26 protein-coding genes and 1 riboswitch are annotated in these 25,998 nt (G+C 63.9%); of the genes, 17 read left to right on the top strand and 9 right to left on the bottom strand.

Annotated features, from left to right (window positions below):
* Positions 1-37: 37 nt before the first annotated feature.
* Together FJ425_RS12095 and FJ425_RS12090 are read right to left on the bottom strand one after the other, a co-directional pair.
* Entirely contained in the window at positions 38-2,119 is a 2,082-nt protein-coding gene (locus tag FJ425_RS12095) for an ABC transporter substrate-binding protein (protein WP_140723671.1), read from the bottom strand.
* A 105-nt stretch (positions 2,120-2,224) separates the two neighbouring features.
* Positions 2,225-3,691, bottom strand: a complete 1,467-nt coding sequence (locus FJ425_RS12090) for an alpha-glucosidase/alpha-galactosidase (RefSeq protein ID WP_140634538.1) — start codon at positions 3,689-3,691, stop codon at positions 2,225-2,227.
* Between the two features lie 51 nt (positions 3,692-3,742).
* Here FJ425_RS12090 and FJ425_RS12085 point away from each other — a divergent pair, with 51 nt between their 5' ends.
* The gene (locus FJ425_RS12085; RefSeq protein WP_348639823.1) at positions 3,743-4,780 is read left to right on the top strand and encodes an AraC family transcriptional regulator; all 1,038 of its coding nucleotides are present in this window, start codon (positions 3,743-3,745) and stop codon (positions 4,778-4,780) included.
* A gap of 40 nt (positions 4,781-4,820) precedes the next feature.
* On the opposite strand, the gene FJ425_RS12080 is transcribed toward FJ425_RS12085, so the two are convergent.
* Together FJ425_RS12080 and FJ425_RS12075 are read right to left on the bottom strand one after the other, a co-directional pair.
* Positions 4,821-5,984 (bottom strand): glycoside hydrolase family 25 protein, encoded by a 1,164-nt coding sequence (locus FJ425_RS12080; protein ID WP_140634536.1) that lies wholly within the window; start codon positions 5,982-5,984, stop codon positions 4,821-4,823.
* Positions 5,985-6,060: 76 nt separating this feature from the next.
* Positions 6,061-6,297 (bottom strand): hypothetical protein, encoded by a 237-nt coding sequence (locus FJ425_RS12075; protein WP_140634534.1) that lies wholly within the window; start codon positions 6,295-6,297, stop codon positions 6,061-6,063.
* Between the two features lie 421 nt (positions 6,298-6,718).
* Between FJ425_RS12075 and FJ425_RS12070 the strand changes: the two genes are divergently transcribed.
* Both FJ425_RS12070 and FJ425_RS12065 read left to right on the top strand, forming a co-directional pair.
* Positions 6,719-8,488 (top strand): acyl-CoA dehydrogenase family protein, encoded by a 1,770-nt coding sequence (locus FJ425_RS12070; protein ID WP_140723668.1) that lies wholly within the window; start codon positions 6,719-6,721, stop codon positions 8,486-8,488.
* Positions 8,489-8,507: 19 nt separating this feature from the next.
* Positions 8,508-9,260, top strand: a complete 753-nt coding sequence (locus FJ425_RS12065) for a crotonase/enoyl-CoA hydratase family protein (RefSeq protein ID WP_140723665.1) — start codon at positions 8,508-8,510, stop codon at positions 9,258-9,260.
* Between the two features lie 21 nt (positions 9,261-9,281).
* Here the strand turns inward: FJ425_RS12065 and pdxH are convergent, their stop codons facing one another.
* Positions 9,282-9,908, bottom strand: coding sequence for a pyridoxamine 5'-phosphate oxidase (gene pdxH / locus FJ425_RS12060; RefSeq protein WP_281407503.1), 627 nt, complete (start codon positions 9,906-9,908; stop codon positions 9,282-9,284).
* A gap of 27 nt (positions 9,909-9,935) precedes the next feature.
* Here pdxH and FJ425_RS12055 point away from each other — a divergent pair, with 27 nt between their 5' ends.
* The 4 genes from FJ425_RS12055 (at position 9,936) to FJ425_RS12040 (ending at position 13,008) form a co-directional block, all read left to right on the top strand.
* Complete coding sequence (locus tag FJ425_RS12055) at positions 9,936-10,397, top strand: RT0821/Lpp0805 family surface protein (RefSeq protein ID WP_140545707.1); 462 nt, start codon at positions 9,936-9,938, stop codon at positions 10,395-10,397.
* A gap of 115 nt (positions 10,398-10,512) precedes the next feature.
* On the top strand, positions 10,513-11,439 hold the full coding sequence (locus FJ425_RS12050) for a J domain-containing protein (RefSeq protein WP_140723659.1): 927 nt from the start codon (positions 10,513-10,515) through the stop codon (positions 11,437-11,439).
* Between the two features lie 108 nt (positions 11,440-11,547).
* Entirely contained in the window at positions 11,548-12,366 is an 819-nt protein-coding gene (gene fabI / locus FJ425_RS12045) for an enoyl-ACP reductase FabI (RefSeq protein ID WP_140545705.1), read from the top strand.
* Between the two features lie 54 nt (positions 12,367-12,420).
* A complete protein-coding gene (locus tag FJ425_RS12040; RefSeq protein ID WP_140723656.1) occupies positions 12,421-13,008 on the top strand; it encodes a histidine phosphatase family protein in 588 nt (195 codons plus the stop codon).
* 229 nt (positions 13,009-13,237) lie between these two features.
* Here the strand turns inward: FJ425_RS12040 and FJ425_RS12035 are convergent, their stop codons facing one another.
* Entirely contained in the window at positions 13,238-13,501 is a 264-nt protein-coding gene (locus tag FJ425_RS12035) for a DUF1344 domain-containing protein (RefSeq protein ID WP_140723654.1), read from the bottom strand.
* Positions 13,502-13,700: 199 nt separating this feature from the next.
* Here FJ425_RS12035 and aroC point away from each other — a divergent pair, with 199 nt between their 5' ends.
* Together aroC and ribB are read left to right on the top strand one after the other, a co-directional pair.
* Positions 13,701-14,813, top strand: a complete 1,113-nt coding sequence (gene aroC / locus FJ425_RS12030) for a chorismate synthase (RefSeq protein WP_140723651.1) — start codon at positions 13,701-13,703, stop codon at positions 14,811-14,813.
* Positions 14,814-14,912: 99 nt separating this feature from the next.
* Positions 14,913-16,013, top strand: coding sequence for a 3,4-dihydroxy-2-butanone-4-phosphate synthase (gene ribB / locus FJ425_RS12025; protein ID WP_140723649.1), 1,101 nt, complete (start codon positions 14,913-14,915; stop codon positions 16,011-16,013).
* Positions 16,014-16,243: 230 nt separating this feature from the next.
* Here ribB and FJ425_RS12020 read toward each other — a convergent pair whose 3' ends face one another.
* Positions 16,244-17,464 carry an MFS transporter gene (locus tag FJ425_RS12020; protein ID WP_140723645.1) on the bottom strand — a complete coding sequence of 407 codons (1,221 nt, stop codon included), beginning with the start codon at positions 17,462-17,464 and terminating at the stop codon, positions 16,244-16,246.
* A 119-nt stretch (positions 17,465-17,583) separates the two neighbouring features.
* Between FJ425_RS12020 and FJ425_RS12015 the strand changes: the two genes are divergently transcribed.
* Positions 17,584-18,177 carry a TetR/AcrR family transcriptional regulator gene (locus FJ425_RS12015; protein ID WP_140541513.1) on the top strand — a complete coding sequence of 198 codons (594 nt, stop codon included), beginning with the start codon at positions 17,584-17,586 and terminating at the stop codon, positions 18,175-18,177.
* 131 nt (positions 18,178-18,308) lie between these two features.
* Entirely contained in the window at positions 18,309-19,292 is a 984-nt protein-coding gene (locus FJ425_RS12010; protein ID WP_140694178.1) for a hypothetical protein, read from the top strand.
* Here FJ425_RS12010 and bluB read toward each other — a convergent pair whose 3' ends face one another.
* The gene (gene bluB / locus FJ425_RS12005; protein WP_140723642.1) at positions 19,293-20,024 is read right to left on the bottom strand and encodes a 5,6-dimethylbenzimidazole synthase; all 732 of its coding nucleotides are present in this window, start codon (positions 20,022-20,024) and stop codon (positions 19,293-19,295) included.
* Positions 20,025-20,066: 42 nt separating this feature from the next.
* Positions 20,067-20,245: riboswitch (cobalamin riboswitch) on the bottom strand.
* A gap of 116 nt (positions 20,246-20,361) precedes the next feature.
* Between bluB and FJ425_RS12000 the strand changes: the two genes are divergently transcribed.
* The 6 genes from FJ425_RS12000 to FJ425_RS11975 all read left to right on the top strand — a co-directional run bounded on the left by FJ425_RS12000 (position 20,362) and on the right by FJ425_RS11975 (position 25,545).
* A complete protein-coding gene (locus FJ425_RS12000; RefSeq protein WP_140723640.1) occupies positions 20,362-21,288 on the top strand; it encodes a histone deacetylase family protein in 927 nt (308 codons plus the stop codon).
* A 3-nt stretch (positions 21,289-21,291) separates the two neighbouring features.
* Positions 21,292-21,543 carry an exodeoxyribonuclease VII small subunit gene (locus FJ425_RS11995; RefSeq protein ID WP_140723637.1) on the top strand — a complete coding sequence of 84 codons (252 nt, stop codon included), beginning with the start codon at positions 21,292-21,294 and terminating at the stop codon, positions 21,541-21,543.
* Positions 21,544-21,736: 193 nt separating this feature from the next.
* Complete coding sequence (locus FJ425_RS11990) at positions 21,737-22,003, top strand: DUF2277 domain-containing protein (RefSeq protein WP_095766753.1); 267 nt, start codon at positions 21,737-21,739, stop codon at positions 22,001-22,003.
* Positions 22,004-22,012: 9 nt separating this feature from the next.
* The gene (locus tag FJ425_RS11985) at positions 22,013-22,933 is read left to right on the top strand and encodes a pirin family protein (protein ID WP_140723634.1); all 921 of its coding nucleotides are present in this window, start codon (positions 22,013-22,015) and stop codon (positions 22,931-22,933) included.
* 266 nt (positions 22,934-23,199) lie between these two features.
* The gene (gene dxs, locus FJ425_RS11980) at positions 23,200-25,107 is read left to right on the top strand and encodes a 1-deoxy-D-xylulose-5-phosphate synthase (protein ID WP_140723632.1); all 1,908 of its coding nucleotides are present in this window, start codon (positions 23,200-23,202) and stop codon (positions 25,105-25,107) included.
* Positions 25,108-25,257: 150 nt separating this feature from the next.
* The gene (locus tag FJ425_RS11975; RefSeq protein ID WP_140694251.1) at positions 25,258-25,545 is read left to right on the top strand and encodes a hypothetical protein; all 288 of its coding nucleotides are present in this window, start codon (positions 25,258-25,260) and stop codon (positions 25,543-25,545) included.
* Here FJ425_RS11975 and FJ425_RS11970 read toward each other — a convergent pair.
* Entirely contained in the window at positions 25,542-25,943 is a 402-nt protein-coding gene (locus FJ425_RS11970) for a GFA family protein (protein WP_140723629.1), read from the bottom strand. The two genes, FJ425_RS11975 and FJ425_RS11970, sit on opposite strands and share 4 nt — an antisense overlap.
* Between the last annotated feature and the right edge of the window lie 55 nt (positions 25,944-25,998).

The following is a 25,998-nucleotide window of genomic DNA, read 5'->3' as shown; positions in this document are numbered from 1 at the left end:
GCGCGGCCGGACGTCCTTTCGTCAGGGGAGGTAAACCTTACATCGGACCCTTGTCACCCGGTTTGCCGGGAAGCTCCTCCGGATACAATTCGTGCTTCGCCTGCTTGTCGGCGGCGACGAAGACACGTTCGCGGACGATCGAATCCTCGGCCCAGTTGAACATGTAGATCGGCGTGCCTTGCGGGATGTTGGAGAAGCGCTTGTTGATGATGAGCGCGCCCGGATACTCCGTCAGCCCGACATTGTAGACATGCTCGGTCGATATCTTCTGGAACTTTCGCATCAGGTCGGCACGCTGGTCGTTGTCCTGCGTCGTCACGAACTTGTTGACGATGTCCACGAGGTCCTTCTCGAAGGGCATCAGGTCGACCTCGCCGCTTTCCGGTGCGCGGTGATTCCAGCTGGTCTTCGGGCCGACGGGAGCAAGTTGCTCGGTGTTCTGCACCACCGAGGTCAGCTCGGTCTCGTTGCGCCGGATCAGCCAGTCGAAACGGCCGGAATATTGGATGGCGTCGCGCTGCGTTCCGTTGACCCCGTTGAGCACGACCCTCAGCCCGAGCTTTTCCATCTGCGCGACCACGCCTTCGGCAAGGCTCTTGTCGGTGGTGTAGTCGTTGTTGACCAGCATCACGATCTCGACATTCTTGCCGCCGGCGGTGCCGGCCGGGAAGTTCACGATGCCGTCGCCGTCGGTGTCCTTCAGCCCGGCCTTTGCAAGCTCGGCCTTGGCGCCGTTGAGATCGAACGGATAGTAGACCGTCGACTTGCGGTCATAGAAGCTGGTACCCGACGAGAAGCCGCCCGGATAGATGGCGGTGAACGGACCCTTGACCAGCGAGTCGCCCAGCGCCTTGCGGTCGAGCGCCATGGTCACCGCCTTGCGGAAGTCCTCGTTGCGGTTCAATTCACGCACCGCCTGGCCGCGTTCGTCCGGGTTGCCCCAGCCATTGGCGGAGAAATTCATGCGCAGATTGTAGCCGATGAGGCGCGGGCCGAAGGCAAGCCGGGCCGGCGCGTTCGAGTCGGCCGCGCGCTTCAGCGAGGCGACGAAATTCTCGGGCTGCTCAAGGTTCGAGAAGTCGCCCGAGCCCGCCACCGCCTGGACGTCGCGGTCGGCCCAGGTCGACAGCTTGTATTGCAGCTCGTTGAGATAGGGCAGCTGGTTGCCCTTTTCGTCGACCTTCCAATAGTAGGGGTTGCGCCGCAAGACGATGATATCGTCCGGCCGGTATTCGACCGGCACCCAGGCGCCCATCACCGGCATGTTCATATAGTCCGGCGGGAAGGCATTCTTGAACTGATCGTAGGTGTTCTTCGAATATTTCGGATGCTGCGGCTTCAGGATATGCGAAGGGCCGGGACAGAAGGTGCCGTAGGCCATCGCATAGAGATATTGTCGCGGGAACGCCTCCTTGAAAGTCCACTCGACGGTGTAGTCGTCGACCTTCTTCAGCGTCGTGCCGACCCCAAAAGTCTCTGGCGTGGCGCCGTTCAGCGGCGAGACGTTGGGATCGACGACCTCGTCATCCCAGTAGAACATGACGTCGTCGGCGTTGAAGGGCGCGCCGTCGGACCATTTGGCGCCTTCGATCAGATGCATGGTGAGCTTGTGGCCGTCGCTCGACCAGTCCCAGCTCTTGGCGAGGTTCGGCAGCGGCTCGGTGTCCTTGGCCTCGACCTGGAACAGCGGCGCCGTGCGCGTCAGGCATTCGGACAGGCCGATATCGATGCCGCCCCAGCCTTGCGTCTGGCCGGCGCCGTAGTTCCAGCCTTCCGGCCTGCCGCCGATGACGTGGCGCATCGTGTCGCCATAGACGCCGATGCCGTCGGGCATGTTGCCGGTCTTGAAGACCAGCGGCTCCTTGGGCAGCCTGTCCTTGACCGGCGGCAGCTTGCCGGTCTTGACGTATTTCTCCGTCACCCAGTCCGGCTCGTGATATTCGGGCAGCGCCTTGAACTCCAGGATGGAGTCGCGCGCCACATAGTGGATCTTGCCTTCGGCCGGGAATGTCGCCGGCTGCGGCGGCACTGTCGGTTCGGACGCGAAAGCGTTGAGTGCGTGGACCGAAACGCTGAGCATCAGCCCGGCGGCGATGCCAATTCTATGCAGGTTCCTCATAGTCTCCTCCCAGATGTTTGGATGTCTGCTGTTGCCCGCCTCTTGTTCGGGACGGCTTATTCCGACGGGACCTGCCTCCTGCGGGTCCGGCTGCTTGTCCCGGTCTCAGCCGGCCTGTTTCAGCGCCGCCTTTTCGGCGCGCAATTCCTCGATCGAGCGCACGCTGCGCCGCGCCGCGCCCGCCCATTCACGCGTCTTGACCTTGGATTTCGAAAGCCGCTCCTTTGCCGCCGGAACGGCATGCGCATATTGCGGCAGCCATTGAGCCTGCGCGACGACCATCTCGTCCACCATCTGCCAGACCTCTTCCGGCGTCGACACGGCTCCGACCAGCGGATCGTGCAGCACGGCGAGCTTCAACAGGTCGATATCGCCGGCGATCGCGGCATGCACCGACATGCGCTGGACGTTGATCGAAGCCATGCAGGTGGCGGCGCAGGCTTCCGGCAAGGTGATGCCGGCGGCCATGTTGATGCCGAACCGGTCGACGAAGCCGGGCGATTCGATGATGGCGTCCTGCGGCAGGTTGGTGATCACGCCGTTGTTCTTGACGTTGAAATGACCGCGATAGACCCGGTTGGTCTCGAGCGCCTCGAGGATGTGGCTGGCGTGTTCGTTCGAGCGTTTTGCCGGGTCGATCGGTTTCGAGGCCGCTTCGAGGAACTGCGGATATTCCGTCTCGAACCAGTTGCGGGTTTCGGTCGAATAGCGCAGGTAGCCGCCCGTCTCGCCATGGATCCAGTCGGACATATCGATCCAGCGCGCGATCTCGTCGGGACGCTTGCGATACCAGGGCAGATATTCCGACAGATGGCCGTTACTTTCGGTCGAATAGACCCCAAAACGCTTCAGCACGTCGATGCGAAGCTTTTCCTGCTTCGAATAGACCGGATGCGCCTCGAAGGCGGAGATCAATTCGTCCTTGCCGATCGGCCGGCCGTTCAGCCTGAGCTCGATGAACCAGGTCTGGTGGTTGATGCCGGAACAGACATAGTCGAGCTCCTTGGGCGACTTCGCGCCGAGCACCTGGGCAATCTGCTCGGCGCCATGCTGAACGCCGTGGCAGAGGCCGACCGTGTCGACCTTGCCGTATTCGATCGCGGCCCAGGTGTTCATCGCCATCGGGTTGGCGTAGTTGAGGAACTTGGCACCGGTGGCGGCGACCTCCCTTATATCCTTGCAGAAGTCGAGGATCACCGGAATGTTGCGCTGGCCGTAGAGAATGCCGCCGGCGCAGATCGTGTCGCCGACGCATTGGTCGATGCCGTATTTCAGCGGGATGCGGATGTCGTCGGCATAGGCCTCCAGCCCGCCGACGCGCACGCAGCTGATGATATAGCGCGCGCCCTCCAGCGCCTCGCGGCGGTTGGTGGTCGCCGTCACCCTGGTCGGCAACTTGTTCGCCTCGACGATCCTGTCGAGGATCGCCTTGATCATCGCCAGATTGTGCTCGCTGACATCTGTCAGCGCGAATTCGATATCCTCGAACTCCGGCACGCACAGAATGTCGGTGAACAGCTTCTTGGTGAATCCGACGCTGCCGGCGCCGATAATAGCGATTTTGAAACTCATCACCTTCACCTCGATCCAATCGAATGCTAGGCAAGGAGCAAAGGAGAGAACATGGCCGCGCGCAGCAGCGCGCATGCCACCCAAAGCCGGAAATCCGGCTCTTTCTCCTCCCGCCCGCTCCTCGACCGCGGGTCTTTCGCGTTCTTGAGAGCCGGATTATGCGCTTATTCGCCGAGGGGGCCAGAGAAGGATTATGCTTTCGAGGGTAATTTTGTGCTGCGGGACCTGATCGCCAACGGAAAGCTGATGCGGACGATCTCGCTGCCGCGCGGCCGCCAGCGCCTGCATGCCATGCCGACCAGCACGGGCTATGAACTGCGCGAGGACGAGGCATATGACTGGGACGGCAGGAAGCGCGGCCAGACCCCGTTCACCGTGCTCCAGCATACGATCGGCGGCACCGGTCAATTGCGCTACGAGAGCCGCAATTACCGCCTGCAGGCGAACGACACGCTGCTGGTTCTGGTGCCGCACAACCATCGCTACTGGTTGGCCAAGGGCGACCGCTGGGAATACTTCTGGATCTCGATGAACGGCGAGGAGGCGCTACGCATCCACAAGTCCATCCTCAGCGTCTCGGGCCCGGTGCTGCGGCTGCAGCCGGCCACCATCGATCACCTTGCCGATTGCAGCCTGCGGCTGATCAAGGGCGCCGCTTCGCCAGGCGCGGCCTCGGCGATCGCCTATGAGGCGGCAATGGCGCTTTATGACGACGTCTTCGGCTCGCACGCCTTCGCCGAGAAGCAAAGCGCCATGCAGCCGGTCATCGACCACATCAACGCCAATCTCGACAAGCCGCTGCCCGTGGCGGAGCTGGTCCAGATCAGTGGCTTGAGCCGCGCCCATTTCTCGCGCTGCTTCGCTGAGAGCGAAGGATTGCCGCCGGCCGAATTCGTGCTGCAGCAGCGTCTGCAGCGGGCGGCGAAACTCCTGACCAAGGCCGATTTCCTGCCGGTCAAGGAAGTCGCGGTGCTGTGCGGCTTCGAGGATGCAAACTATTTCTCCAAGGTCTTTCGCCGCTGTTACGGCATCAATCCGACGCAGTTTCGCACCACCGGCATGTATGCCAGCCTGGGCAACCATCGTTGATGTTCCTCGGCTCCCGGAAGAAGTCGGCGCTTGGAAGAAGTCAGCGCTTGGCGCTGTCGAGCGCCGTCGAGGCGGTGCTGACCGGATCGGCGGCAGCGGCGAAGGCCGCGTCTATCTGCTCCGGCGTGCGCTGTCCGGAGCGTTTCCAGGCGACATATTGCGCGATGCCGAAGCCGGCGCGCCGCGGCACCGTCTTCACCACCGGCATGCGGAATCCGTCGCGGAATGTCTCCCAGCGCGCGCCGAGCACCGCGACCATCTCCTCGACGGTCGGCGGCGCCGCCACGTCGGCATAGGTGATCGTCACCTTGCCGGCGAGGGCTCTTTCGCGCGAAACCGGCACCGGGATCGAGGCGAGGTAGTCGGCCGGCACGTCGAGCAGGCCGCCAAAGGCCCATTGCCGGCGCAGCTCGTCGGCGCTCATCGGCGCGACGCTGACGTCGATGTCGTTGGGCGTGCCGGGCACGCGGTAGGGGCAACGGAAGCGGCCGCAATTGGTGTGCGCGGCGAATTGCCAGAGCGCATAGCCCTGCCAGTTGCCCATCGGGAAATGCACGTCGATGTCTGGCTTGTAGCGCGCATACCAGAGCGGCAGCCGCGACAGGAGCCGATATCGGTAGCGGTTGTCGGCGATATACTGGGCGGTCTTGCCGTTGACATAGAGCACCGGGAAGCGGCCGAGGCGGCGATGCACCTGGCGCACGAATTCTTCCGCGTCCTCCAGCGACATCCATTGCGTTGCATCGATGCCTTCGATGTCGAGGGCCATCAGCTCGTCGGGCGCCGGCTCGGCGAAATCGATGAAATTATTGGCCTGCTCGACCGGATTGCCGGGCCGCGCGAGGTGATAGGCGCCCCATTTCAGGCCAAGCGCCTTGGCCACCACCTTGCGCGTCTGGAACAATTCGCGCGTCACCGCATAGCGTTTCCACTGCGCCTTGCAGAGTTTGACGTCGGCTTCCGCCCCAAAGCAGAAATAGGGCGGCGGCAGCCCGTCGGACGCCTTGTTGATGAAGCCGGCGATACGCTTGTCGGTGACCAACTGCTGCCAGTCGATCGAATTGTATTCGTAGGCGTCGATCACCAGCGGGCGGTCAGCATTCTTCCACGGCTCGGAGAAATCCGAGGCCTTTGCCGCCGTGCCCAGCGCAACCGCCGCCGCGAGAAGCGCCAGGCGGCGAAGAGGGCGCGCCGGCTTTTTCAATCAGGGTGTCCCCACTGACCAGGGAACGATCCTGAACCGCCATGGTTAAGGAAGTGCTTTCAAAAACGCGAAGGCTTCAGCGCCTGAAGAGTGACGGAACCTCGAACGGATCGGGCGCCGGCTCCTGCGGCAGCGTGCCTTCGGTTTTGCGCTTCTTGTGATGCGCGAGAGAGCATTGCGGCGAGCACAACAGGCCACGATCGGTCCAGTAGGCGGGGCCTTCCTCGATGATGCCGTGATAGTAGTGGAAGCCCGGCGCCCGGTAGGGCAGCCCGCATTCGATGCAGCGATAGGCGTCGGGTCTGGCAAGCATGGGATGTCGGGTTCACTTTGCGCTGCAATCGGCGGATCATACCAGCCGGATGTAGCTCATCTTAGAAGTTTTGAGTGGTAATTGCAGCCCTGAGTTTGGCCATGACCTTCGCAATTTCGTCATTCTATGGCGGAGCCAGGAGCGAAGCGACGCGCGCAGACCATAGAATCCATTCCGTTACGTTGAGGCGCTTTTACGGTCCAGAATTCTACTCTGCTGCATCCGGCAGCCAAGGTCACGGAATGGATCCTCGGGTCTACGCGTCCGCTTCGCTCCCGCTCCGCCCGTGATGACGAAGTCTCGCAAAATCCGCGTGACAAAAGTTGACGTTTACGTAAAAAGAAGGCGTGAGGCCGGCCCAAAGGTGGATGGTTTCGCTTCGGCCATGCGCCTACGCTCGGCCGGAATGGGAGGAGCAGACATGTATCGCGCGCCGGTCGAGGACATAGCCTTCACGCTGAAGCAGGTGGCGGGGCTGAAGCCGGCACTTGACGCCGGCATTTTCGGCGATCTCGGCGAGGACCTTGTCGACGCTATCCTGGCCGAGGCCGGTCGTTTCGCCAGCGAGGAGGTCGCTCCGCTCTACAAGATCGGCGACGAGCAAGGTGCTGTGCTCAACGACTCTGCCGTCACCATGCCGCCCGGCTGGAAGGAGCTCTACCGGCGCTGGATCGAGGGCGGCTGGAACGCGCTGTCGGGTCCGGAAGAATTCGGCGGCCAGGGCCTGCCGACCATGCTCGGCGTCGCCGCGCTCGAAATGTGGAACTCCGCCGCCATGGCCTTCGGCATCGGCCCGACGCTCACCATGGGCGCAGTCGAGGCGCTCGACAAACACGCATCGGAAGCGCTGAAGCAAAAATATCTCGCCAAGCTCGTCTCTGGCGAGTGGATGGGAACGATGAACCTGACCGAGCCGCAGGCGGGCTCCGACCTCGCGGCCTTGCGCAGCCGCGCCGAGCCGGTCGGCGACGGCACCTACCGCATCTTCGGCCAGAAGATATTCATCACCTATGGCGAGCACGATTTCACCGACAACATCGTGCATCTGGTGCTGGCCAGGCTGCCCGACGCGCCGGCCGGCACGCGCGGCATCTCGCTGTTTTTGGTGCCGAAGTTTTTCGTCAACGACGACGGTTCGCTCGGCGCCCGCAACGACGTCTTCTGTTCCGGCCTAGAGCACAAGCTCGGCATCCATGCCTCGCCGACCTGCACCATGATCTATGGCGACGGTTTTCAAGGCTCCACACCCGGCGCCATCGGGTGGCTGATCGGCGAGGAGAACAAGGGTCTGGCCTGCATGTTCACCATGATGAACAACGCCCGCCTTGCCGTTGGCATGCAGGGCGTGGCCGTGGCTGAGGCCGCCACCCAGAAGGCGATCGCCTATGCCAATGAGCGCCGCCAGGGCAAGGCTTCCGCCTATTCGGGCTCAGGCATGGCGCCGATCGTCCATCACCCGGACGTGCAGCGCAACCTGCTAACCATGAAGGCACTGACCCAGATCGCCCGCTCGATCGCCTATTCCTGCGCGCATGCCATCGACCGCGCGCGTGTCGGCGAGGGCGAGGCAGCGGCCAACTGGCGCGACCGCGCCAACCTGCTGACGCCGCTCGCTAAAGCCTTCTCGACCGATGTCGGCGTCGAAGTCGCCTCGCTGGGTGTCCAGGCCCATGGCGGCATGGGCTTCATCGAGGAGACAGGTGCCGCAGCGCTTTATCGCGACGCGCGCATCGCCCCGATCTATGAAGGCACCAACGGCATCCAGGCGATCGATCTTGTGGCGCGAAAGCTGCCGCTCGGCGGCGGCGAGCATGTGCATTCCTATATCGGCGAATTGAAAGCGGTGGCCGATGCGGTGCGCACCTCCAACATCGACGGTTTCGGCCGCACCGCCGACAATCTCGACCGTGCGTTGGCCGATCTCGACGAGGCGACGCGTTTCCTGCAGAAGCTCACGGCCGATGGCAAGACCGACGCCGCGATGGCCGGCGCCACGCCCTATCTGCGCCTGATCTCGCTCGCCGCCGGCGGCGCCTATCTGGCGCAAGGCGGGCTGGCCGACCGCGGCCGCGTCGCGCTTTGCCGCTTCTTCGCCGAAAACCTGCTCGGCGAGACGCGCGCCCTGAAGGAGCGTGTCATCAATGGCGCCGAGAGCCTCGCCGCCGCCGGCAAGCAACTGATTTCCGCTTGACGTTCACAAGGAAAAAATCGTGACAGACCACATCCTCGTCGAGCGCCAGGGCGCCGTGCAGATCATCCGCATCAACCACCCGGACAAGAAGAACGCGCTGACGCGCGCCATGTATGAGAAAATGTCGGCGGCGCTCGCCGAAGGCGATGCCGATCCGGCGGTCCGCGTCCATGTCTTCCTCGGCGTTCCAGGCGCATTCTCCGCCGGCAACGACCTCGCCGATTTCCTGGTCATCGCCACCGGCGGCGAGGGTGGCAACGAGGTCTGGGATTTCCTGATGGCGTTGGCCAGGACCGAAAAGCCGATGGTGTCGGGCGTCGACGGCATCGCCGTCGGCATCGGCACCACGCTCAACCTGCATTGCGACCTGACCTTTGCGACCCCGCGAACGCTCTTTCGCACGCCCTTCGTCGATCTCGGCCTGGTGCCGGAAGCCGGCTCCAGCCTGATCGCGCCGCGGCTGCTTGGCCGGCAGGGCGCCTTCGCGCTGCTCGGCCTCGGCGAAGGCTTTTCGGCCGAGCGCGCCAAGGCCGCCGGTATGATCTACGATGTCGTCGCGGAAGGCTCCCTCGAAAGCGCGGTGTTGGCCGCCGCCAACGACATCGCGGCCAAGCCGCCGCAGGCGCTGAAGATCGCGCGCGACCTGATGCGCGAGCCGCGCGAGGAATTGACCGCCCGCATCGAGGTCGAAAGCGAACATTTCCGCGAGCGGCTCAAGTCGGACGAGGCGCGCGCGGCGCTGACTGCGTTCATGACGCGCAAGAAGGGCTGAGCCCTTCGCCTGCGGTACCGTTCAGGGATAAAGCCGCGTCTTGTCCCAGCCGGCGGCGTTGCGCGAGAAAAGGATGCGGTCGTGCAGGCGGAACGGCCTGTCATGCCAGAACTCGATCGTCTGCGGCAGGATGCGGAAACCCGACCAATGTTTCGGGCGCGGGATCTCGCCGATGGCGTAGCGCGCCGTGTATTCGGCCACCGCCTTCTCCAGTGCGAACCGGCTTTCCAGCGGCCGCGACTGTTTCGAGGCCCAGGCGCCGACGCGGCTGCCGCGCGGGCGTGTCGCGTAATAGGCGTCGGCCTCGGCGTCGCTGACGATCTCCACCGGCCCGCGTATACGCACCTGGCGGCGCAGCGATTTCCAGTGGAAGCACATCGCCGCCTTCATGCTGCCAAGAATCTCGCGGCCCTTGGCGCTCTCGAAATTCGTGTAGAAGACAAATCCCTTTTCGTCGAACCCCTTGAGCAGCACCATTCGCACATCCGGCATGCCGTCGGCGTCGACGGTTGCCAGCGCTACGCCGTTGGGATCGTTGGGCTCGCTTTTGGTGGCATCCTCCAGCCATGCGGCAAAGAGCCTGAACGGCTCCGCGGCCTCGGTGAAGTCACTGCTTGTTAACTCAGTTTCGTTCATAGTTTTCCGAATTTTACCGTTGCGGGAGGAGTTGGCCGATTGTCGCGTATCGCGCAAGCTTTTGACAGCAGGCAATGGGGCGTTATCGCTTCTGCCAGCGTCAAGGCTGTGGTCGTGACGTTGGCGCTATCGCTTGCCGCTTGCGGTGCCGGCGGCTTCAGCCTCGAAAAGGCCGACGTCGACCGCTCGATCATCACCTCCAGCGCGCCGTCGTCGCCGGCTGCCCCGGCGGCTGATAAGGACTCCGACCAGACCACCATCGGCAACGCGGTTTCCTCCGCCGACGTGAAGGAGCTTGGCGGCCAGGCGCTGCCATGGGCCAATGCCGGAACCGGGTCACGCGGCGCGATCACCGAACTGGTGGAACTGAAGGATGGTGGCCTGACCTGCCGCCGCTTCAGCGCCACGCGCGAGAGCTTCGACGGTGTCGCACTCTACAAGGGCAAGCTGTGCCTGGCCGAAGCCGGCGGCTGGCGCATGCAGGAATTCAAGGCGCTCTGATTGTCCGGCACTCTGATTTTCGGGTGCCAATTGCCCTTGCGCCACTGGAATTTCTTCCTATGCGAGCGCATATAGGGGGCGACTACAAATCCGTTCTCTCTTGCAGGCAGGAAGCATGCGCGACCCCTATGAGGTGCTGGGCGTTGCCAAGAACGCATCGGCCAAGGACATAAAATCGGCTTACCGCAAGCTCGCCAAGAAATATCATCCGGACCAGAATCCGAATGATCCGAAGGCGAAGGACCGTTTTGCCGCCGCCAACCAGGCTTACGAGATAGTCGGCGACGAGAAGACGCGCGCCGCCTACGATCGCGGCGAGATCGACGCCGACGGCAAGCCTAAATTCCAGGGCTTTGAAGGCGCGGCCGGCGGCGATCCGTTCGCCGGATTCCGTCGTCAGCAAGGCCCCGGCGGCGCGCATTTCGAATTTCGCACCGGGCGCCCGGGCGGCGATCCGTTCGACGGCAACAGCGACATCTTCAGCCAGATTTTTGGCGATGCCTTCTCCGGCGCCCGCGGCGCCGGCCGGGCCGACCGCCGTCAGCCGGTCCAGGCCGCGGACCTCAACGTCACCATGGATATCAGTGTCGAGGAGGCAGCCACAGCCGATAAGGTGACGGCGATGTTCCCCGACGGCCGCAAGGTGGCGGTCAAGCTGCCGGCCTATGTCGAGGATGGCCAGACGATCCGCTTGAAGGGCCAGGGCGAGCAGGGTCCAGGCCAGCCTGGCGATGCGCTGGTCAAGATCCATATCCGCCGCCATTCACGCTACCGCATCGAAGGCCGCGACCTGCACGTCGATCTTCCCGTCGATCTGGCCGATGCGGTGCTCGGCGCCAAAGTGGCGGTCGAGACGCCGACCGGCAAGCTCGCGGTCAACGTGCCCGCATGGTCGAGCTCGGACAAGGTGCTGCGCCTCAAGGGCAGGGGCCTGCCGGAAAAGGCAGGCGGCCATGGCGATCTCTATGCCCATGTGCGGCTGATGCTGCCGGAAGGCGGCGATGCCGAGCTCGAGGCCTTGATGCGCCGCCAAAAAGGCTGATTGAGGGAATTTTGTTCCTGTTACAGTGTCCTTTGGGCGCTTGAAGGGGCTTTGTGCCTGTGCGATAGGGCTCTCCACAAAGCAGATATTCTTGCGGAGAGCTTGCACATGGCGGGTGGACAGGGCCTGATGGCCGGTAAGCGGGGCCTGATCCTCGGCGTCGCGAACAATCGGTCGATCGCTTTCGGCATCGCCAAGGCTTGCGCCGACCATGGCGCCGAAATCGCGCTGACCTATCAGGGCGAAGCCTTCAAGAAACGCGTCGAGCCGCTCGCGGCCGAGCTCAACGCGCATGTCGCGGGCCATTGCGACGTAACCGACCCGGAAAGCCTCGACGCGGTCTTCGCCGACATCGCCAAGCACTGGGGCAAGCTCGACTTCCTCGTCCACGCCATCGCCTTTTCCGACAAGGACGAGCTCACCGGCCGCTATGTCGAGACGACGCGCGACAATTTCCTGCGCACCATGGACATTTCGGTCTATTCCTTCACAACCATCGCCAAGCGCGCCGAGCCGCTGATGACCGATGGCGGCTCGCTTCTGACGCTGACCTATTACGGCGCGGAAAAGGTGATGCCGCATTACAACGTCATGGGCGTCGCCAAGGCGGCGCTGGAGGCCAGCGTGCGCTATCTCGCCGTCGACCTCGGCGCCAAGAAGATCCGCGTCAACGCGATCTCGGCCGGTCCGATCAAGACGCTGGCTGCCTCCGGCATCGGCGACTTCCGCTACATCTTGAAATGGAACGAATACAATTCGCCGCTCAAGCAGACGGTAACCCAGGAAGAGGTCGGCGATTCCGGCGTCTATTTCCTGTCGGACCTGTCGCGCGGCGTGACCGGCGAGGTGCACCACGTCGATTCCGGCTATCATGTCGTCGGCATGAAGGCGGTGGACGCGCCGGACATCTCGACCGTCAAGGACTGATCCTTACCTCGCCTATCCTTCGTCCCAGGCCCTGGCCCGACCTTGGAAGACCTGATGTATCCGCTCGTCTACATCGTCCGCCACGGCCAGACCGAGTGGAATGCCGAGCACCGCCTGCAGGGTCAGGCCGACACCGACATCAACGCGCTCGGCCGCAAACAGGCGACACAGAACGGCCTGCGGCTGGCGGAACTCATCAGAAATCCTGCGGATTTCGACTTTGTCGCCAGCCCGATGCGGCGCACGCGCGAGACGATGGAGCTGATGCGCGAGGCTATGGGGCTCGATCCCTCCGCCTACCGCACCGATCCGCGTCTGGTGGAGATAAGTTTCGGCGACTGGCAGGGCTTCACCTTCGCCGAGCTCGAGCAACGCGCCCCCGGTTCAACCGACGGCCGTCGCCACGCCAAGTGGGACTTCCAGCCGCCCGGCGAGGGCGCGGAAAGCTATGAAATGCTGCTCGAGCGAATAAAACCGTGGCTCGAAGCGCTGCGCCAGCCGACCGTCTGCGTCACCCATGGCGGCGTCATGCGCTGCTTCTTCCGCTTGGTCACCGGCATTTCCAAGCAGGAGGCCGCCAGCCTCGAAATCCCCCAGGACCGTCTGCTGCGGCTGGAGGGCCGGAGCTTGGAGTGGATTTGAAGGCACTCCGCTTCGTCATTCCAGGGCGAAGCAGGAGCGAAGCTCCGTCGTGGAGACGCTAGAATCCATGCCGCGACCTAGGTCAAATGGTAAAAACGGTGCAGAAGAGCTGCACTGCTGCAAAGCGTCGACGTAACGGCATGGATTCTAGGGTCTGCGCGCGTCGCTTCGCTCCTTGCTTCGCCCTAGAATGACGAAACACGGACGCTCCAGCCTCTAACTCGAAAGATTAATTCTGGTCGCTGTCGGGCAACTGCATATCGGTCACGACATTCTCGCCATTGGCCACGTCATAGGCAATGACGATGTCCATGCCGGGCTTCAGCGAGTCGACATCGGTCTCGGCATTGAGCTTGTAGGCCTTGCCGTCGTCGAGCGTCAGCGTCAGCGTGTCCTTGTCGACCTTCTTGATCAGGCCTTCGGTTTGGCCGGCGAACGCGGCGGCGGTGGAAATCAGCAATATGGCGCAGGCCGCGCCAATCAGGGTACGCATCGTCGTCCTCTTTAGGTCATTGCGCCGGCTTGTCAGCGGCGGGTCCTCAACGGCGGATGGGAAAAGAGCAGAAACCAACCGAATGTGTCAAAACTAAATCCGCCACATCACAGTTTGATGCAGCCGTTTGACCACTGTGGAAAACGCCAATAGAAGGCAGCCTTAACCGGGTTCCTTCACCGGGGCAGGGCGTATTCTCATGTCTCACAACACATTCGGCCATCTCTTCCGCGTCACCACCTGGGGTGAAAGCCATGGCGCCGCGCTCGGCTGCGTTGTCGACGGCTGCCCGCCCGGCATCCGCTTCAAGCGCGAGGATATCCAGGCCGAGCTCGACCGCCGCCGCCCCGGGCAGTCGCGCTTCGTCACGCAGCGCCGCGAGCCGGACGAGGTCAAGATCCTGTCCGGCTTCATCCTCGACGAGGACGGCGAGACGATGATCACCACCGGCACACCGGTGTCGATGCTGATCGAGAATGTCGACCAGCGCTCCAAGGACTATGGCGAGATCGCCCGCCAGTACCGGCCGGGCCATGCCGACTACACCTACGACGTCAAATACGGGCTGCGCGACCACCGCGGCGGCGGCCGCTCCTCGGCGCGTGAGACGGCAGCGCGGGTCGCGGCGGGCGCCCTGGCGCGCAGGATAGTGCCCGGCCTGACGGTGCGCGGCGCGCTGGTCTCGATGGGCGAGAAATCGATCGATCGCGCCAACTGGAACTGGAATTTCGTCGGCGACGCCGAAAACCCGTTCTTCACCCCGGATCCCGCCTCGGTTCCGGTCTTCACCGCTTATCTCGACGGCATCCGCAAAGCCGGCTCCTCGGTCGGCGCGGTGATCGAGATCGTCGCCGACGGCGTGCCGGCCGGCCTCGGCGCGCCGATCTATGCCAAGCTCGACCAGGACATCGCGTCCGGCCTGATGTCGATCAACGCCGTCAAGGGCGTCGAGATCGGCAATGGTTTCGAGGCGGCCCGCATCACCGGCGATCAGAATGCCGACGAGATGCGCATGGGCAATGACGGCAAGCCGGTGTTCCTGTCCAACAATGCCGGCGGCATACTGGGCGGCATCTCGACCGGCCAGGCGATCGTCGCCCGCTTCGCTGTCAAGCCGACCTCGTCGATCCTGACCCCGCGCCAGTCGATCGACAAGGACGGCAAGAATGTCGAGGTGATGACCAAGGGTCGCCACGATCCGTGTGTCGGCATCCGCGCCGTGCCGATCGGCGAAGCCATGGTTGCCTGCGCGATCGCCGACCATTATTTGCGGCACAGAGGACAGACAGGGAGAGAGGGGAGTAGGGAGTAGGGGAGTAGGGGAGTATGTTACGGCCCCGCCGCCGAGTTTTTTCCTTCCCTACTCCCTTATTCCCCTACTCCCCTACTCCCGCGAGCGAAGCGAGCGCCGATGCCTTACGACCAGAAGAAGATCGTCGAAGCGATCCGTGCCTTCGAGCGCGGCGAGATCGTCGTCGTCATGGACGATGACGGGCGCGAGAACGAGGGCGACCTGATCGTCGCCGCCGTCCACTGCACGCCGGAGAAGATGGCCTTCATCGTACGCAACACCTCCGGCATCGTCTGCGCGCCGATGCTGCGCGAGGACGCGAGGCGGCTGAACCTCGCGCCGATGGTGGCGGACAACGATTCCGCGCACACCACCGCTTTCACCGTCAGCGTCGATTTCAAGCATGGTACGACAACAGGCATTTCCGCCGACGACCGCACGCTCACCGTGCGCAACCTTGCCAATGGCAATGTCGGCCCGTCCGATTTCGTGCGCCCCGGCCACATCTTCCCGCTGATCGCGCGCGAAGGCGGCGTCTTGATGCGCTCCGGACATACGGAAGCCGCAGTCGATCTCTGCAAGCTCGCCGGCCTGCCGCCGGTCGGCGTCATCTCGGAACTGGTCAATGACGACGGCACGGTCAAGCGCGGGCCGCAAGTGCAGGCCTTCGCCGAGGAGCATGGGCTGAAGCAGGTGTCCGTCGCCGACCTCATCGCCTACCGCCAGCGCAAGGAGACGCTGGTAGAGCGCGTCGCCTGCTCCGACATCGACACGCCCGGCGGCAAGGCGCAGGCCTTCACCTACACGCTGCCCTGGGATTCCATGCACCATCTCGCGGTCGTCTTCGGCGATATCCGCGATGGCGAAGAGGTGCCGGTACGGCTGCATTCGGAAGATGTCGTCACCGACGTCTTCGGCACCAGCCACCGGCTCGACGGCATCATGAAGGCGATGGGCGAGCGCAGGCGCGGCGTCATCGTCTACCTGCGCGAGGGTTCGGTCGGTGTCGCCCATCAGGAGCGCAAGCGGCCCGCGAGCGGCGAGCGCGAGGACCATGAGGAAGCCCGCCGCCGCGAGAACGAATGGCGCGAGATCGGCCTCGGCGCCCAGATCCTCAAGGACCTGGGCATCTCCTCGATCAACCTGATCGCCTCGCGCGAGCGCCACTATGTCGGCCTCGAAGGATTTGGGATTCACATCGCGAAGACCGAGATTCTGTAGTCTGTCGGAGGGTTGACGAACCGGAGGTCTGGCGGCAGCGCCCGCAGGCGTTGCTGATTGGCCGGCGCCTCTGCGACGGAGGCGATTGGCTGAAGCCTCCGCGACGTCGTCATCCACGGGCGGAGCAAGGAGCGAAGCGACGCGCGCAGACCGTGGATGACGAAGTTCCGGAGGCCACGGCCAATTTCCGACCTCTGCAATTATCATCGGACCGTCGGACGTCTCTCCCGTCACTCCGCCGGAACCACAGCCTCGCCCCTGTCAGCGTCGCAATCACCCGTCGCCAGCCGACATCGGCCGGCAAGCACGGTGGCCAGCGCGATGGCGCCTGCCGCGACCGAAACCCAGAACCCGTTCTGCGGACCGAAATTGTCGACCATCCAGCCGGCGGCGAAGGAGCCCAGCGCCATGCCGATGCCGATGCCGGTCGTCACCCAGGTAACGCCTTCGGTCAGCATCGCCGCCGGCACGTGGCGTTCGATCAGGCCGAAGGCGGTGATGAAGGTCGGCGAGATCGCGACGCCGCTGACGAAGACGGCGAGCGCCAGCGTCGGCACGGTGTCGGCGAAGAGCAGTGGCAAGGTGGTGAGCGCGATCACGGTGACCGCCACCGCCAGTTGCCGCTGCAGCGGCGCCTTAAGGCTGAGCGCGCCGACGATGATGCCGAGCACGAAGGATCCCAGCGCATAGACGCCGATGACGAGGCTCGCCGCCTCAGGTTGGCCGAGCTCTTTGGTGATCGCCACCGTCGTCACTTCCGTGGTGGCGAAGGTCGCGCCGACGAAGATCAGCGCGAAGGTGATGATCTGCACCGGCCGCAGGCGGATCGCCGACCCGGCCGCGCCATGTTCCGCCGGGCGGACCGGCGGCTCGGACGAGCGCTGCAGCAGGAATGCCGCCGAGCCGAGCGCAAGCAGCAACGTGCTGATCACCATGCCGGCTTCCGGGAACAGCGCCGCGCTCAGGCCCACCGACAGCGAAGCGCCGGCGATATAAACCAGCTCGTCCGCGGCCGATTCGAAGGCGAAGGCCGTGTTCAACTCGGCTCGGTCTCGAAATATCTCGGTCCAGCGCGCCCTGACCAGCGCCGGGATACTGGGCATGGCGGCGGCAAGTAGCGCCGACCCGAACAAGGTCCAGACCGGCCAATGCTGGTTGGCCGCAACGATCAATGTTGCGAAGGAAAGCACCGAGACGAGCGTCATGGGTGCTGCGATCGCCGTCTGGCCGCGCCGGTCCACCAGCCGCGACACTTGCGGCGACAGGAAAGCGTTGACCAGCGCATAGGTCGCCGAGACGGCGCCGGCCAGCCAGTATTCGCCATGCGTCTGCGACAGCATCGCCACGATGCCGATCGGGGCCATGGCGATCGGCAAGCGCGCGATGAAAGCCGCCGCGGCGAAGCCTTTTGTGCCGGGAGCCCGAAAGATGTCCGAATAAGGGTTTCGCATGATCCTGCTCCTCGACAATGGTGCATACTAAAATTACATACCCTGCGTATGACTATGAGGTAGTTCATACGCCGCGTATGTCAATTGGCATACGAGGCGTATGTGAATAGGCCAGAACCATGCACAGACCGCGCAAGGAGATGATCGCCGAGACGCGCGCCAAGCTGATCGCAGCCGCTCGCCATGCTTTCGGCACGATCGGCTATGCCGAGGCCTCGATGGACGATTTCACCGCGTCGGCCGGCCTCACGCGCGGCGCGCTCTACCATCATTTCGGCGACAAGAAGGGACTGCTGCAGGCGGTGATCGCCGAGATCGACGGCGAAATGGCTGTGCGGGTGAACGAGGTGGCTTCGAAAGCGCCGACCCGCTGGCAGCATTTCGTCGACGAATGCACCACCTATATCGAGATGGCGCTGGAGCCGGAAATCCAGCGCATCATGTTCCGCGACGGCCCGGCGGTGCTCGGCGACCCGGCGCAGTGGCCGAATGCCAGCGCCTGCACCGCCTCGATGACCAACCATCTGACCAGGCTGCAGGAAGAGGGCGAGGTCGTTCCGGAGCTTGATCCCGAGACGACCTCACGGCTGATCAATGGCGCCAGCAGCCAGGCCGCGCAGCGCATCGCCAATTCGACGGATCCCGAGGCGACCTCGAAAAAAGCGATCGCGGCCTTCAAGCAGTTGCTCGAAGGATTGCGAAAGAAGCCTTGACGGCACGCTCGGGTAACCAAGCCACCGGCTTGTGCACCGGTTTCGGGCCGGCGCAACCCTGCCGCGATTGACAATCGCCGGGGCAAGCGCATGCTCTCCGGCCATTCTCTTAAGGGTGGGAGACTCGGGGCATGTGGGACTTCAGCATCGCCAGATCCGTGTCGATCATGATGCGGACATGGCCGTTCATCGTCTTTCGCATGATCGTCTATTTCGGCATCACGGTCGCCTACATCATGGCGACCGGTACGGGTGCCAGCGTCGGCTATGGCGTCGGCCACATCTCCACCGATCCCGACGGCCCGATGTCCTTCGCGCTGTGGGGTGGCGTGGTCGGCTTCGGCGTCGTCTCGATCGCCGTCTACTGGATCCGCGAATACATCCTCTATGTGCTGAAAGCGGGCCATATCGCCGTCATGGTGCATCTGATCGACGGCCGTGACGTTCCCGATGGCCAGGGCCAGATCGCCTACGCCAAGGAAGTGGTCGCCCAGCGCTTCGCCGAGGCCAACATCCTTTTCGTCGTCGACCAGCTGGTCAAGGGCGCCATCCGCGCCATCACCGGCCTGATCGGCGGCATCGCCGCCTTCCTGCCCATTCCGGGCCTGAGCGGCATTGTAAGCTTCATCAACACGGTGATCCGCCTGTCGCTGACCTATGTCGACGAGATCATCCTCGGCTACAACATCCGCATCAATTCGAGCTCGCCTTTCGAGACGGCGCGGCAAGGCGTCGTGCTCTACGCGCAAAACGGCAAGCACATGGTCAAGAACGCCGTCTGGCTGGCGGCGATCATGTGGGGCGTTTCCTTCGTCATCTTCCTGTTGATGCTGGCGCCCGCGGCCGCCATTCTGTGGGTCATGCCGGGCCAGCTTGCCGGCTGGGCTTTCGTGCTCGCCATCGTCTTTGCCTGGGCCTTCAAGGCAGCCTTCATCGAGCCTTTTGCCATCGCCTCGCTGATGCAGGTCTATTTCGAAGCCATCGAAGGCCAAGCACCCAATCCCGAATGGGACCGCCGGCTCGCCGAGACCTCGTCCAAATTCAGGGAATTGCGCGACAAGGCACTGGGCTCTTTTGGCGGCGGCTCGCGCTGGGATACGCCGAGGGCCGCCTGATCATGGCTTTGATGGGCCGCCAAGCTTTGCGATTGCCGATTTAAGCGGCGCCTCGCCGGCGCCGCGAAACGTCTCGCTCATGACCAGTTCGGGCAGCGGCAGGCGCTTGCCCCAGCCATGCGCCTCAAGGTCCGGCTTCGGCGCGAATTCCGAGACGCGGCCGACGCAGAGATAGGCGATCGGCATGACATGTTCGGGGATCGCGAGAAGCCGCTTCAGCGCTTCGGTCTCGATGATGCTCACCCAGCCGACGCCAACACCTTCGGCCCGCGCCGCCAGCCAGAAATTCTGCACCGCGCAGACGGTGCTGTAGAGGTCCATCTCCGGATTGTGCCAGCGCCCGAGCGGCGAGTCCTTCGAGCGCTGCCGGTCGCAGGTGATGCACAGATTGAGCGCGCTTTCGCAGATGCCTTCGAGCTTCAGCTTGCGGTAGAGCGCCTGCCGTTCCGCCTCGATCGCCGGCAGCTCCTGCTCGCGCGCCGCGAGGAACAGGTCGCGCACTTGTCTGCGTCGCTCGGCATCGCGGATGACGATGAAATTCCACGGCTGCATATAGCCGACCGACGGGGCGTGATGCGCGGCGGTGATGAGCCGCGCCAGCAGGCTGTCATCGAGATCGTCGGGCACAAAATGGCTGCGCACGTCGCGCCTGGTGAACATGGCCCGGTAGACCGCGTCGCGCGCCAATTGGTCAAAGTCGTCGCCACTCGCGGCGATCGCTGCTGCCGTCATCGCTTTTCCCCTTGCGACAAGCAGTCCCCCGCCTGACCAAGCGGAAAACCATGTCTGCCGGGCCGGTCTTCTGGCTCGGGATCGTCCCGCATCCGGCGCCTTCCCGTCTTCGACAGTGGCGTTTGCCGGCGCGGTCCCCCTTACAGTGTTGGGCACGCCACGGAGTTCAACCGTGTTCCCGATTCTCCCGCGTCGCGGGCACCAGGCAGCGACGCGACCTTACAGCGAAGCTCGGGCCGCGCCAATGGCGTTAGCGACACGGCAAGACGCGATTTTCCCCAGCCATTCGGCCTGCCAAACATGGTCATTCGGCCGCCAGGTCCCTAGATTAGGCGCCATGGCCACCCGTCTCTACACGCATCCGATCTTCCTTGAACACCTCACCCCGCCCGGTCACCCCGAGCGGCCAGACCGCCTGCGCGCCATCGAGCGCGTGCTGGACGACGAGGCTTTTGCGGCGCTCGACCGCGTCAAGGCGCCGGAAGGCGACGAGAAAACGATCCTCTATGCGCATCCCGAGGATTTCGTCGAGCGCGTGCGCGCGGCGATCCCTGAGAGCGGCATCGTCTCGATCGACGCCGATACCAGCGCCAGCCCGAAAAGCTGGCAGGCCGTGATCACCGCGATCGGCGGTGCCAACGCGGCGGTGGACGACGTCTTCGAGGGCCGTGCGGCAAACGTCTTCGTCGCCGCTCGTCCGCCGGGGCATCATGCCGAAAAGACCACGGCAATGGGCTTTTGCCTGTTCAACACGGCGGCGATCGCCGCCCGTTACGCGCAGAAGAAGCACCAGGCCGAGCGTGTCGCCATCGTCGACTGGGATGTTCATCACGGCAATGGCACGCAGGACATCTTCTGGGACGACCCGTCGGTGCTCTATTGCTCGACGCACCAGATGCCGCTGTATCCGGGCACCGGAGCGAAGGGCGAGACCGGCGTAGGCAATATCGTCAACGCGCCGCTTGCGCCGCAGACCGGCAGCGACCTGTTCCGCGACGCCGTTCTGTCGCGCGTGCTGCCGTCCATCGACGCATTCGCGCCGGATCTGATCATCATTTCCGCCGGTTTCGACGCGCACCACCGCGATCCGCTGGCCGAGATCAACCTGACCGAGGACGATTTCGATTGGGCGACCGGCCAGTTGATGGAGCGCGCCGGGCGCCATAGCTCCAACAGGCTCGTCAGCCTGTTGGAAGGCGGCTACGATCTGCAGGGACTGGCATTTTCAGTCGCCGCCCATGTCGGGCGGCTGATGAAGGGATAGGGTATGGCATTGGAAGGCAATGAGGACGTCAAGTCGATGAGCTTCGAACAGGCGCTCGACGCGCTTGAGAAGATCGTCGATGATCTTGAGCGCGGCGACGTCCCGCTCGACCAGTCGATCAAGATCTATGAACGCGGCGAAGCGCTGAAGGCGCATTGCGACCGGCTGCTGAAAGCGGCCGAGGACAAGGTCGAAAAGATCAGGCTGTCGCGCGACGGCAAGCCGGTGGGAACTGAACCGCTGGACGCCGACTGAGGTGTTGATATTCAGGTGAGGCCGGCCTGCAAATGGCAACTTCCTGCGCTTCCGGTGCTCACGTACTTCAAGTACGCTCCGCTCCGGTTCTCGGAAACCACCATTTTCGGCTCGGCCTGACCTGAATCTCAACACCTCAGCGGATGATCTCAGACCGGGTAAGGGCAGAGAAAGCAGGTAAGGAGTTCAAGCCATGTGCCGCAACATCAAGACCTTGGCCAATTTCGAGCCGCCGGCGACCAATGACGAAGTGCATGATGCCGCACTTCAGTTCGTGCGCAAGCTTAGCGGCTCGACCAAGCCGTCCAAGCGCAACGAGCATGCCTTCTACCATGCCGTCGAGGCGATCGCGGCTGTCGCGCGCGAATTGATCGATTCGCTCGAAACCAACCAGGAACCGCGCAACCGCGAGGAAGAAGCTGCCAAGGCGAAGGCCAGGTCGGCGCTGCGTTTCGCCTGAGGATCCGACATGAGCTTCTTTCCGGGAAACGACCCTGAACCCGGCGATGCCTTCGCCTGCGATCAGATCGAGCTGATGGTCGTGCCGAACGCCAAGGACATTGGCGGCTTCGAGGTGCGCCGCGCTCTTCCGACGGCGAAGCGCCGGCTGGTCGGGCCGTTCATCTTCTTCGACCGCATGGGCCCGGCGATCCTGCGCGCCGGCCATGCGCTCGACGTGCGCCCGCATCCGCATGTCGGCCTGTCCACCGTCACTTACCTGTTCGACGGCAGGATCAGGCATCGGGATTCGCTCGGCACCGAAATGGTGATCGCGCCGGGCGACGTGAATTTGATGACCGCAGGGCGCGGCATCGTTCATTCCGAGCGCACGCCGCAGGAACTCCGCGGCACGCCAATGTCGGTCTCCGGCCTGCAGACCTGGCTGGCGCTGCCCGACGGCAAGGAGGAGATTGCCCCGGTGTTCGCGAACACGTCGGTGGCCCGCTTGCCGCAGATCGATGCCGAGGGTGTCAGCGGCCGCGTCGTCATCGGCGCGTTCTCAGGCCTTCGCTCGCCCGTGGCGACCGCTTCCGACACGCTCTACGCCGACCTCAGGCTGGCCGCCGGTGCCAGCGTGAAGATTCCGGCCGATGCCGAGGAGCGCGCCATCTACACGCTGGAGGGCAACATCTCGATCGCCGGCGATATTTTCCCGGCCGAGCGGCTCCTGGTGTTCAAGCCGGGCGAGGAGATCGTCGTTTCGTCCGAGCGCGGCGCGCATTTCATGCTGTTCGGCGGCGCTTCACTCGGCTCCAAACGCTACATCTGGTGGAATTTCGTCTCGTCCTCCAAGGAACGCATCGAGCAGGCCAAGCAGGAATGGAAGACGGGCCGCTTCGATATCGTTCCCGGCGATGAGGAGGAGTTCATTCCGCTGCCCGAGAACTAAGGTGTGTTGATATTCAGGTGAGGCCGGCCTGCAAATGCCGGTTTCCTGCGCTTCCGGTGCTCACGTACTTTGAGTACGCTCCGCTCCGGTTCTCGGAATCCATCATTTTCGGCGCGGCCTGACCTGAATCTCAATACACCTTGCAGCGTAGCACGCGTCACTGGCGCGCATTTACATTCGCCCGCCGGCGGCCTATTCCCGCGCATGATTATGGCGCAATCTGCTGGTAGCGCCGTGTTCGATCGATAAGGCAGGACGCGCCCCGAGTGAAGCCAGACACGCCGCTGCTCGACAAGGTCCGCATTCCGGCGGATTTGCGGACGCTTGATGAGAGCGCGCTGCCGCAGCTTGCCGCGGAACTCCGCGCCGAGCTGATCGATACCGTGTCGCAGACCGGCGGCCATCTCGGCGCCGGCCTCGGCGTTGTCGAGCTGACTGTCGCGCTGCACTACGTTTTCAACACGCCGCAGGATCGGCTGATCTGGGACGTCGGCCACCAGACCTATCCTCACAAGATCCTGACCGGCCGCCGCGACCGCATTCGCACGCTGCGCCAAGAAGGCGGCCTCTCCGGTTTCACCCGGCGCGCCGAGAGCGAATACGACCCGTTCGGCGCCGCCCATTCCTCGACCTCGATTTCGGCCGGTCTCGGCATGGCCATGGCGCGCGACTTGTCGGGCGCCCGCAACAATGTCATTTCCGTCATCGGCGACGGCTCGATGTCGGCCGGCATGGCTTTCGAGGCGCTGAACAATGCCGGCGCGCTCGACGCCCGGCTGATTGTCATCCTCAACGACAACGACATGTCGATCGCGCCGCCGACCGGCGCCATGAGCGCCTATCTGGCGAGGCTCGCCTCCGGCAAGGCCTATCTCGGCCTTCGCGATTTCGGCAAGAAGCTGACATCCTATCTCGGCAAGCGCGCCGACCGCGCCATCACCCGTGCGGTCGAGCATGCGCGTGGTTACGTCACCGGCGGCACCTTGTTCGAGGAGCTCGGCTTCTATCACATCGGTCCGATCGACGGGCACAATCTCGAACATCTGATCCCGGTGCTGAAGAACGTCCGCGACAATGGCAAAGGCCCGGTGCTGATCCATGTCGTGACTCAGAAGGGCAAGGGCTACGCGCCGGCGGAGGCTGCAGCCGACAAATATCACGGCGTCAACAAGTTTGACGTCATCACCGGCGCGCAGGCCAAGGCGCCGGCCAACGCGCCCGCCTACACCAAGGTCTTCGCCGAGAGCCTGATCCGGGAAGCGCGCGAGGACGACCGCATCGTCGCCATCACCGCCGCCATGCCGAGCGGCACCGGCCTCGATCTCTTCGGCGAGGCGTTTCCGAAGCGAACCTTCGATGTCGGCATTGCCGAGCAGCATGCGGTGACCTTCGCCGCGGGGCTCGCCACCGAAGGCTACAAGCCTTTTGCCGCCATCTATTCGACCTTCCTGCAACGCGCCTACGACCAGGTCGTCCATGACGTGGCGATCCAGAAACTGCCGGTGCGTTTTCCGATAGACCGCGCCGGTTTCGTCGGTGCCGACGGCGCCACTCACTGCGGCGCTTTCGATACGACCTTCCTGACCACGCTGCCGGGCTTCGTCGTCATGGCCGCCGCCGATGAGGCGGAGCTTCGCCATATGGTGCGCACCGCGGCTGCCTATGATGACGGCCCGATCGCCTTCCGCTATCCGCGCGGCAATGGTGTCGGCGTCGACATGCCGGAGCGCGGGTCACTGCTGGAGATCGGCAGGGGCCGCATCGTGAAGGAAGGCGCCAAGGTCGCGCTGCTGTCCTTCGGCACGCGGCTGCAGGATTGTTGTTTGGCGGCCGAGGAACTTGGCGCCGCGGGCCTTTCCACGACCGTTGCCGACGCCCGCTTCGCCAAGCCGCTGGACGAGGATCTGATCCGGCGGCTCGCCCGTTCGCATGAGGTGCTGGTGACCGTCGAAGAGGGCGCCATCGGCGGTTTCGCCAGCCAGGTGCTGCATTTCCTCGCCCATGAAGGCCTGCTGGAAAGCGGCCTCAAGGTACGGCCGCTGGTGCTGCCGGACGCGTTCACCGACCATGCCAAGCCGGAAAAGATGTATGCCGATGCCGGCCTGGATTCGGCAGGCATCGTGCGCACTGTCTTCGCCGCGCTCGGTCGCGGCGTGCAGGCGCAGCGCGCCTGAATCAGTGCATCAGGCGCCGGATCGGTTTGCCGGATGCCAGATGTAAGTATCTGTTAACGCTCCCGTTTGGCGGTTCGCTTACCCTGTCTCTTGGCCGATTTTCAACGGCGCCCTGCTAGAAGCTCGAGCCAGGCAGGGAGACAATCAAAAATGAAAACGCTTCTGTGCGGCATGGCCCTTTTGGCGGGCATGATTGCGCCGGTCGCAGCCGAGACGCGTTACGACCGCAATCTCGAAAAGGCGGTGCTGGATATCGTTGCCGGCAAGATGGGCAATATTCGCGGCGGCTTCTCCTATAAGCAGGTTCCTCAACTCGTCGTGCTGCCGGATGCAGGTCCCGTCGCGCTCACTCCGGTTGAGCCGCCGCGCAAGCAAGCCTCCGGCAATGACGGCCTGATGCCCGCCGTCGAGCGCCAGGTGTCGCGAACTATTTTTTAGAACCACATATCGCGCACGCAGCGGCCGTCGCGCGGCAGGTCGTCGAAACTATCCAGGCCGTCAAAATGGTCGATCGGCAGGTCGGCGACCTCTTCGGGCGGCGCAAGCCTGACATTGACGGCGATGCGCGTGCGGCCGCTCTTGCCGGAACGCAGGCCTCGCCAGGCGACCACGCAGGCGCAGGTCTGGCAGAACAGGATTTCCAGCGCGGGCTCCGCCACCTCGGCGCGTGTGTAGGATTTCACCGGTCCGGCGACGCGGATGCGCTCATCGACATAGTCATAGGCCCAGAGCGCTCCGTAGCGGCGGCAAAGCGTGCAATTGCATGCGGTGATTCCACCGGGATCGCCTTCCAGCGTCCAATGAACTGCGCCGCAATGACAGGTCCCCCTCAGCATTGCCACCTCCACCGACTGGCGAACCGCCCGTTCCTGTCGGCATTCTGCAGCCTCT

Source organism: Mesorhizobium sp. B2-7-2, assembly GCF_006440775.1.
GTDB lineage: Bacteria > Pseudomonadota > Alphaproteobacteria > Rhizobiales > Rhizobiaceae > Mesorhizobium.
This window is presented reverse-complemented; position numbering and strand designations above follow the sequence as displayed.

Bases quoted from the DNA above. Each gene is read 5' to 3' on its own strand.
- FJ425_RS12000 (WP_140723640.1), top strand. From the start codon at position 20,362: ATGGCCACCCGTCTCTACACGCATCCGATCTTCCTTGAACACCTCACC.
- fabI (WP_140545705.1), top strand. From the start codon at position 11,548: ATGGCGGGTGGACAGGGCCTGATGGCCGGTAAGCGGGGCCTGATCCTC.
- FJ425_RS12070 (WP_140723668.1), top strand. From the start codon at position 6,719: ATGTATCGCGCGCCGGTCGAGGACATAGCCTTCACGCTGAAGCAGGTG.
- FJ425_RS12020 (WP_140723645.1), bottom strand. From the start codon at position 17,464: ATGCGAAACCCTTATTCGGACATCTTTCGGGCTCCCGGCACAAAAGGC.
- FJ425_RS11985 (WP_140723634.1), top strand. From the start codon at position 22,013: ATGAGCTTCTTTCCGGGAAACGACCCTGAACCCGGCGATGCCTTCGCC.
- FJ425_RS12095 (WP_140723671.1), bottom strand. From the start codon at position 2,119: ATGAGGAACCTGCATAGAATTGGCATCGCCGCCGGGCTGATGCTCAGC.
- bluB (WP_140723642.1), bottom strand. From the start codon at position 20,024: ATGACGGCAGCAGCGATCGCCGCGAGTGGCGACGACTTTGACCAATTG.
- FJ425_RS11970 (WP_140723629.1), bottom strand. From the start codon at position 25,943: ATGCTGAGGGGGACCTGTCATTGCGGCGCAGTTCATTGGACGCTGGAA.
- FJ425_RS12010 (WP_140694178.1), top strand. From the start codon at position 18,309: ATGTGGGACTTCAGCATCGCCAGATCCGTGTCGATCATGATGCGGACA.
- FJ425_RS12085 (WP_348639823.1), top strand. From the start codon at position 3,743: ATGGCCGCGCGCAGCAGCGCGCATGCCACCCAAAGCCGGAAATCCGGC.
- FJ425_RS11990 (WP_095766753.1), top strand. From the start codon at position 21,737: ATGTGCCGCAACATCAAGACCTTGGCCAATTTCGAGCCGCCGGCGACC.
- FJ425_RS12050 (WP_140723659.1), top strand. From the start codon at position 10,513: ATGCGCGACCCCTATGAGGTGCTGGGCGTTGCCAAGAACGCATCGGCC.
- FJ425_RS12040 (WP_140723656.1), top strand. From the start codon at position 12,421: ATGTATCCGCTCGTCTACATCGTCCGCCACGGCCAGACCGAGTGGAAT.
- FJ425_RS12035 (WP_140723654.1), bottom strand. From the start codon at position 13,501: ATGCGTACCCTGATTGGCGCGGCCTGCGCCATATTGCTGATTTCCACC.
- FJ425_RS11995 (WP_140723637.1), top strand. From the start codon at position 21,292: ATGGCATTGGAAGGCAATGAGGACGTCAAGTCGATGAGCTTCGAACAG.
- FJ425_RS12075 (WP_140634534.1), bottom strand. From the start codon at position 6,297: ATGCTTGCCAGACCCGACGCCTATCGCTGCATCGAATGCGGGCTGCCC.
- FJ425_RS12090 (WP_140634538.1), bottom strand. From the start codon at position 3,691: ATGAGTTTCAAAATCGCTATTATCGGCGCCGGCAGCGTCGGATTCACC.
- ribB (WP_140723649.1), top strand. From the start codon at position 14,913: ATGCCTTACGACCAGAAGAAGATCGTCGAAGCGATCCGTGCCTTCGAG.
- FJ425_RS12015 (WP_140541513.1), top strand. From the start codon at position 17,584: ATGCACAGACCGCGCAAGGAGATGATCGCCGAGACGCGCGCCAAGCTG.
- FJ425_RS11975 (WP_140694251.1), top strand. From the start codon at position 25,258: ATGAAAACGCTTCTGTGCGGCATGGCCCTTTTGGCGGGCATGATTGCG.
- aroC (WP_140723651.1), top strand. From the start codon at position 13,701: ATGTCTCACAACACATTCGGCCATCTCTTCCGCGTCACCACCTGGGGT.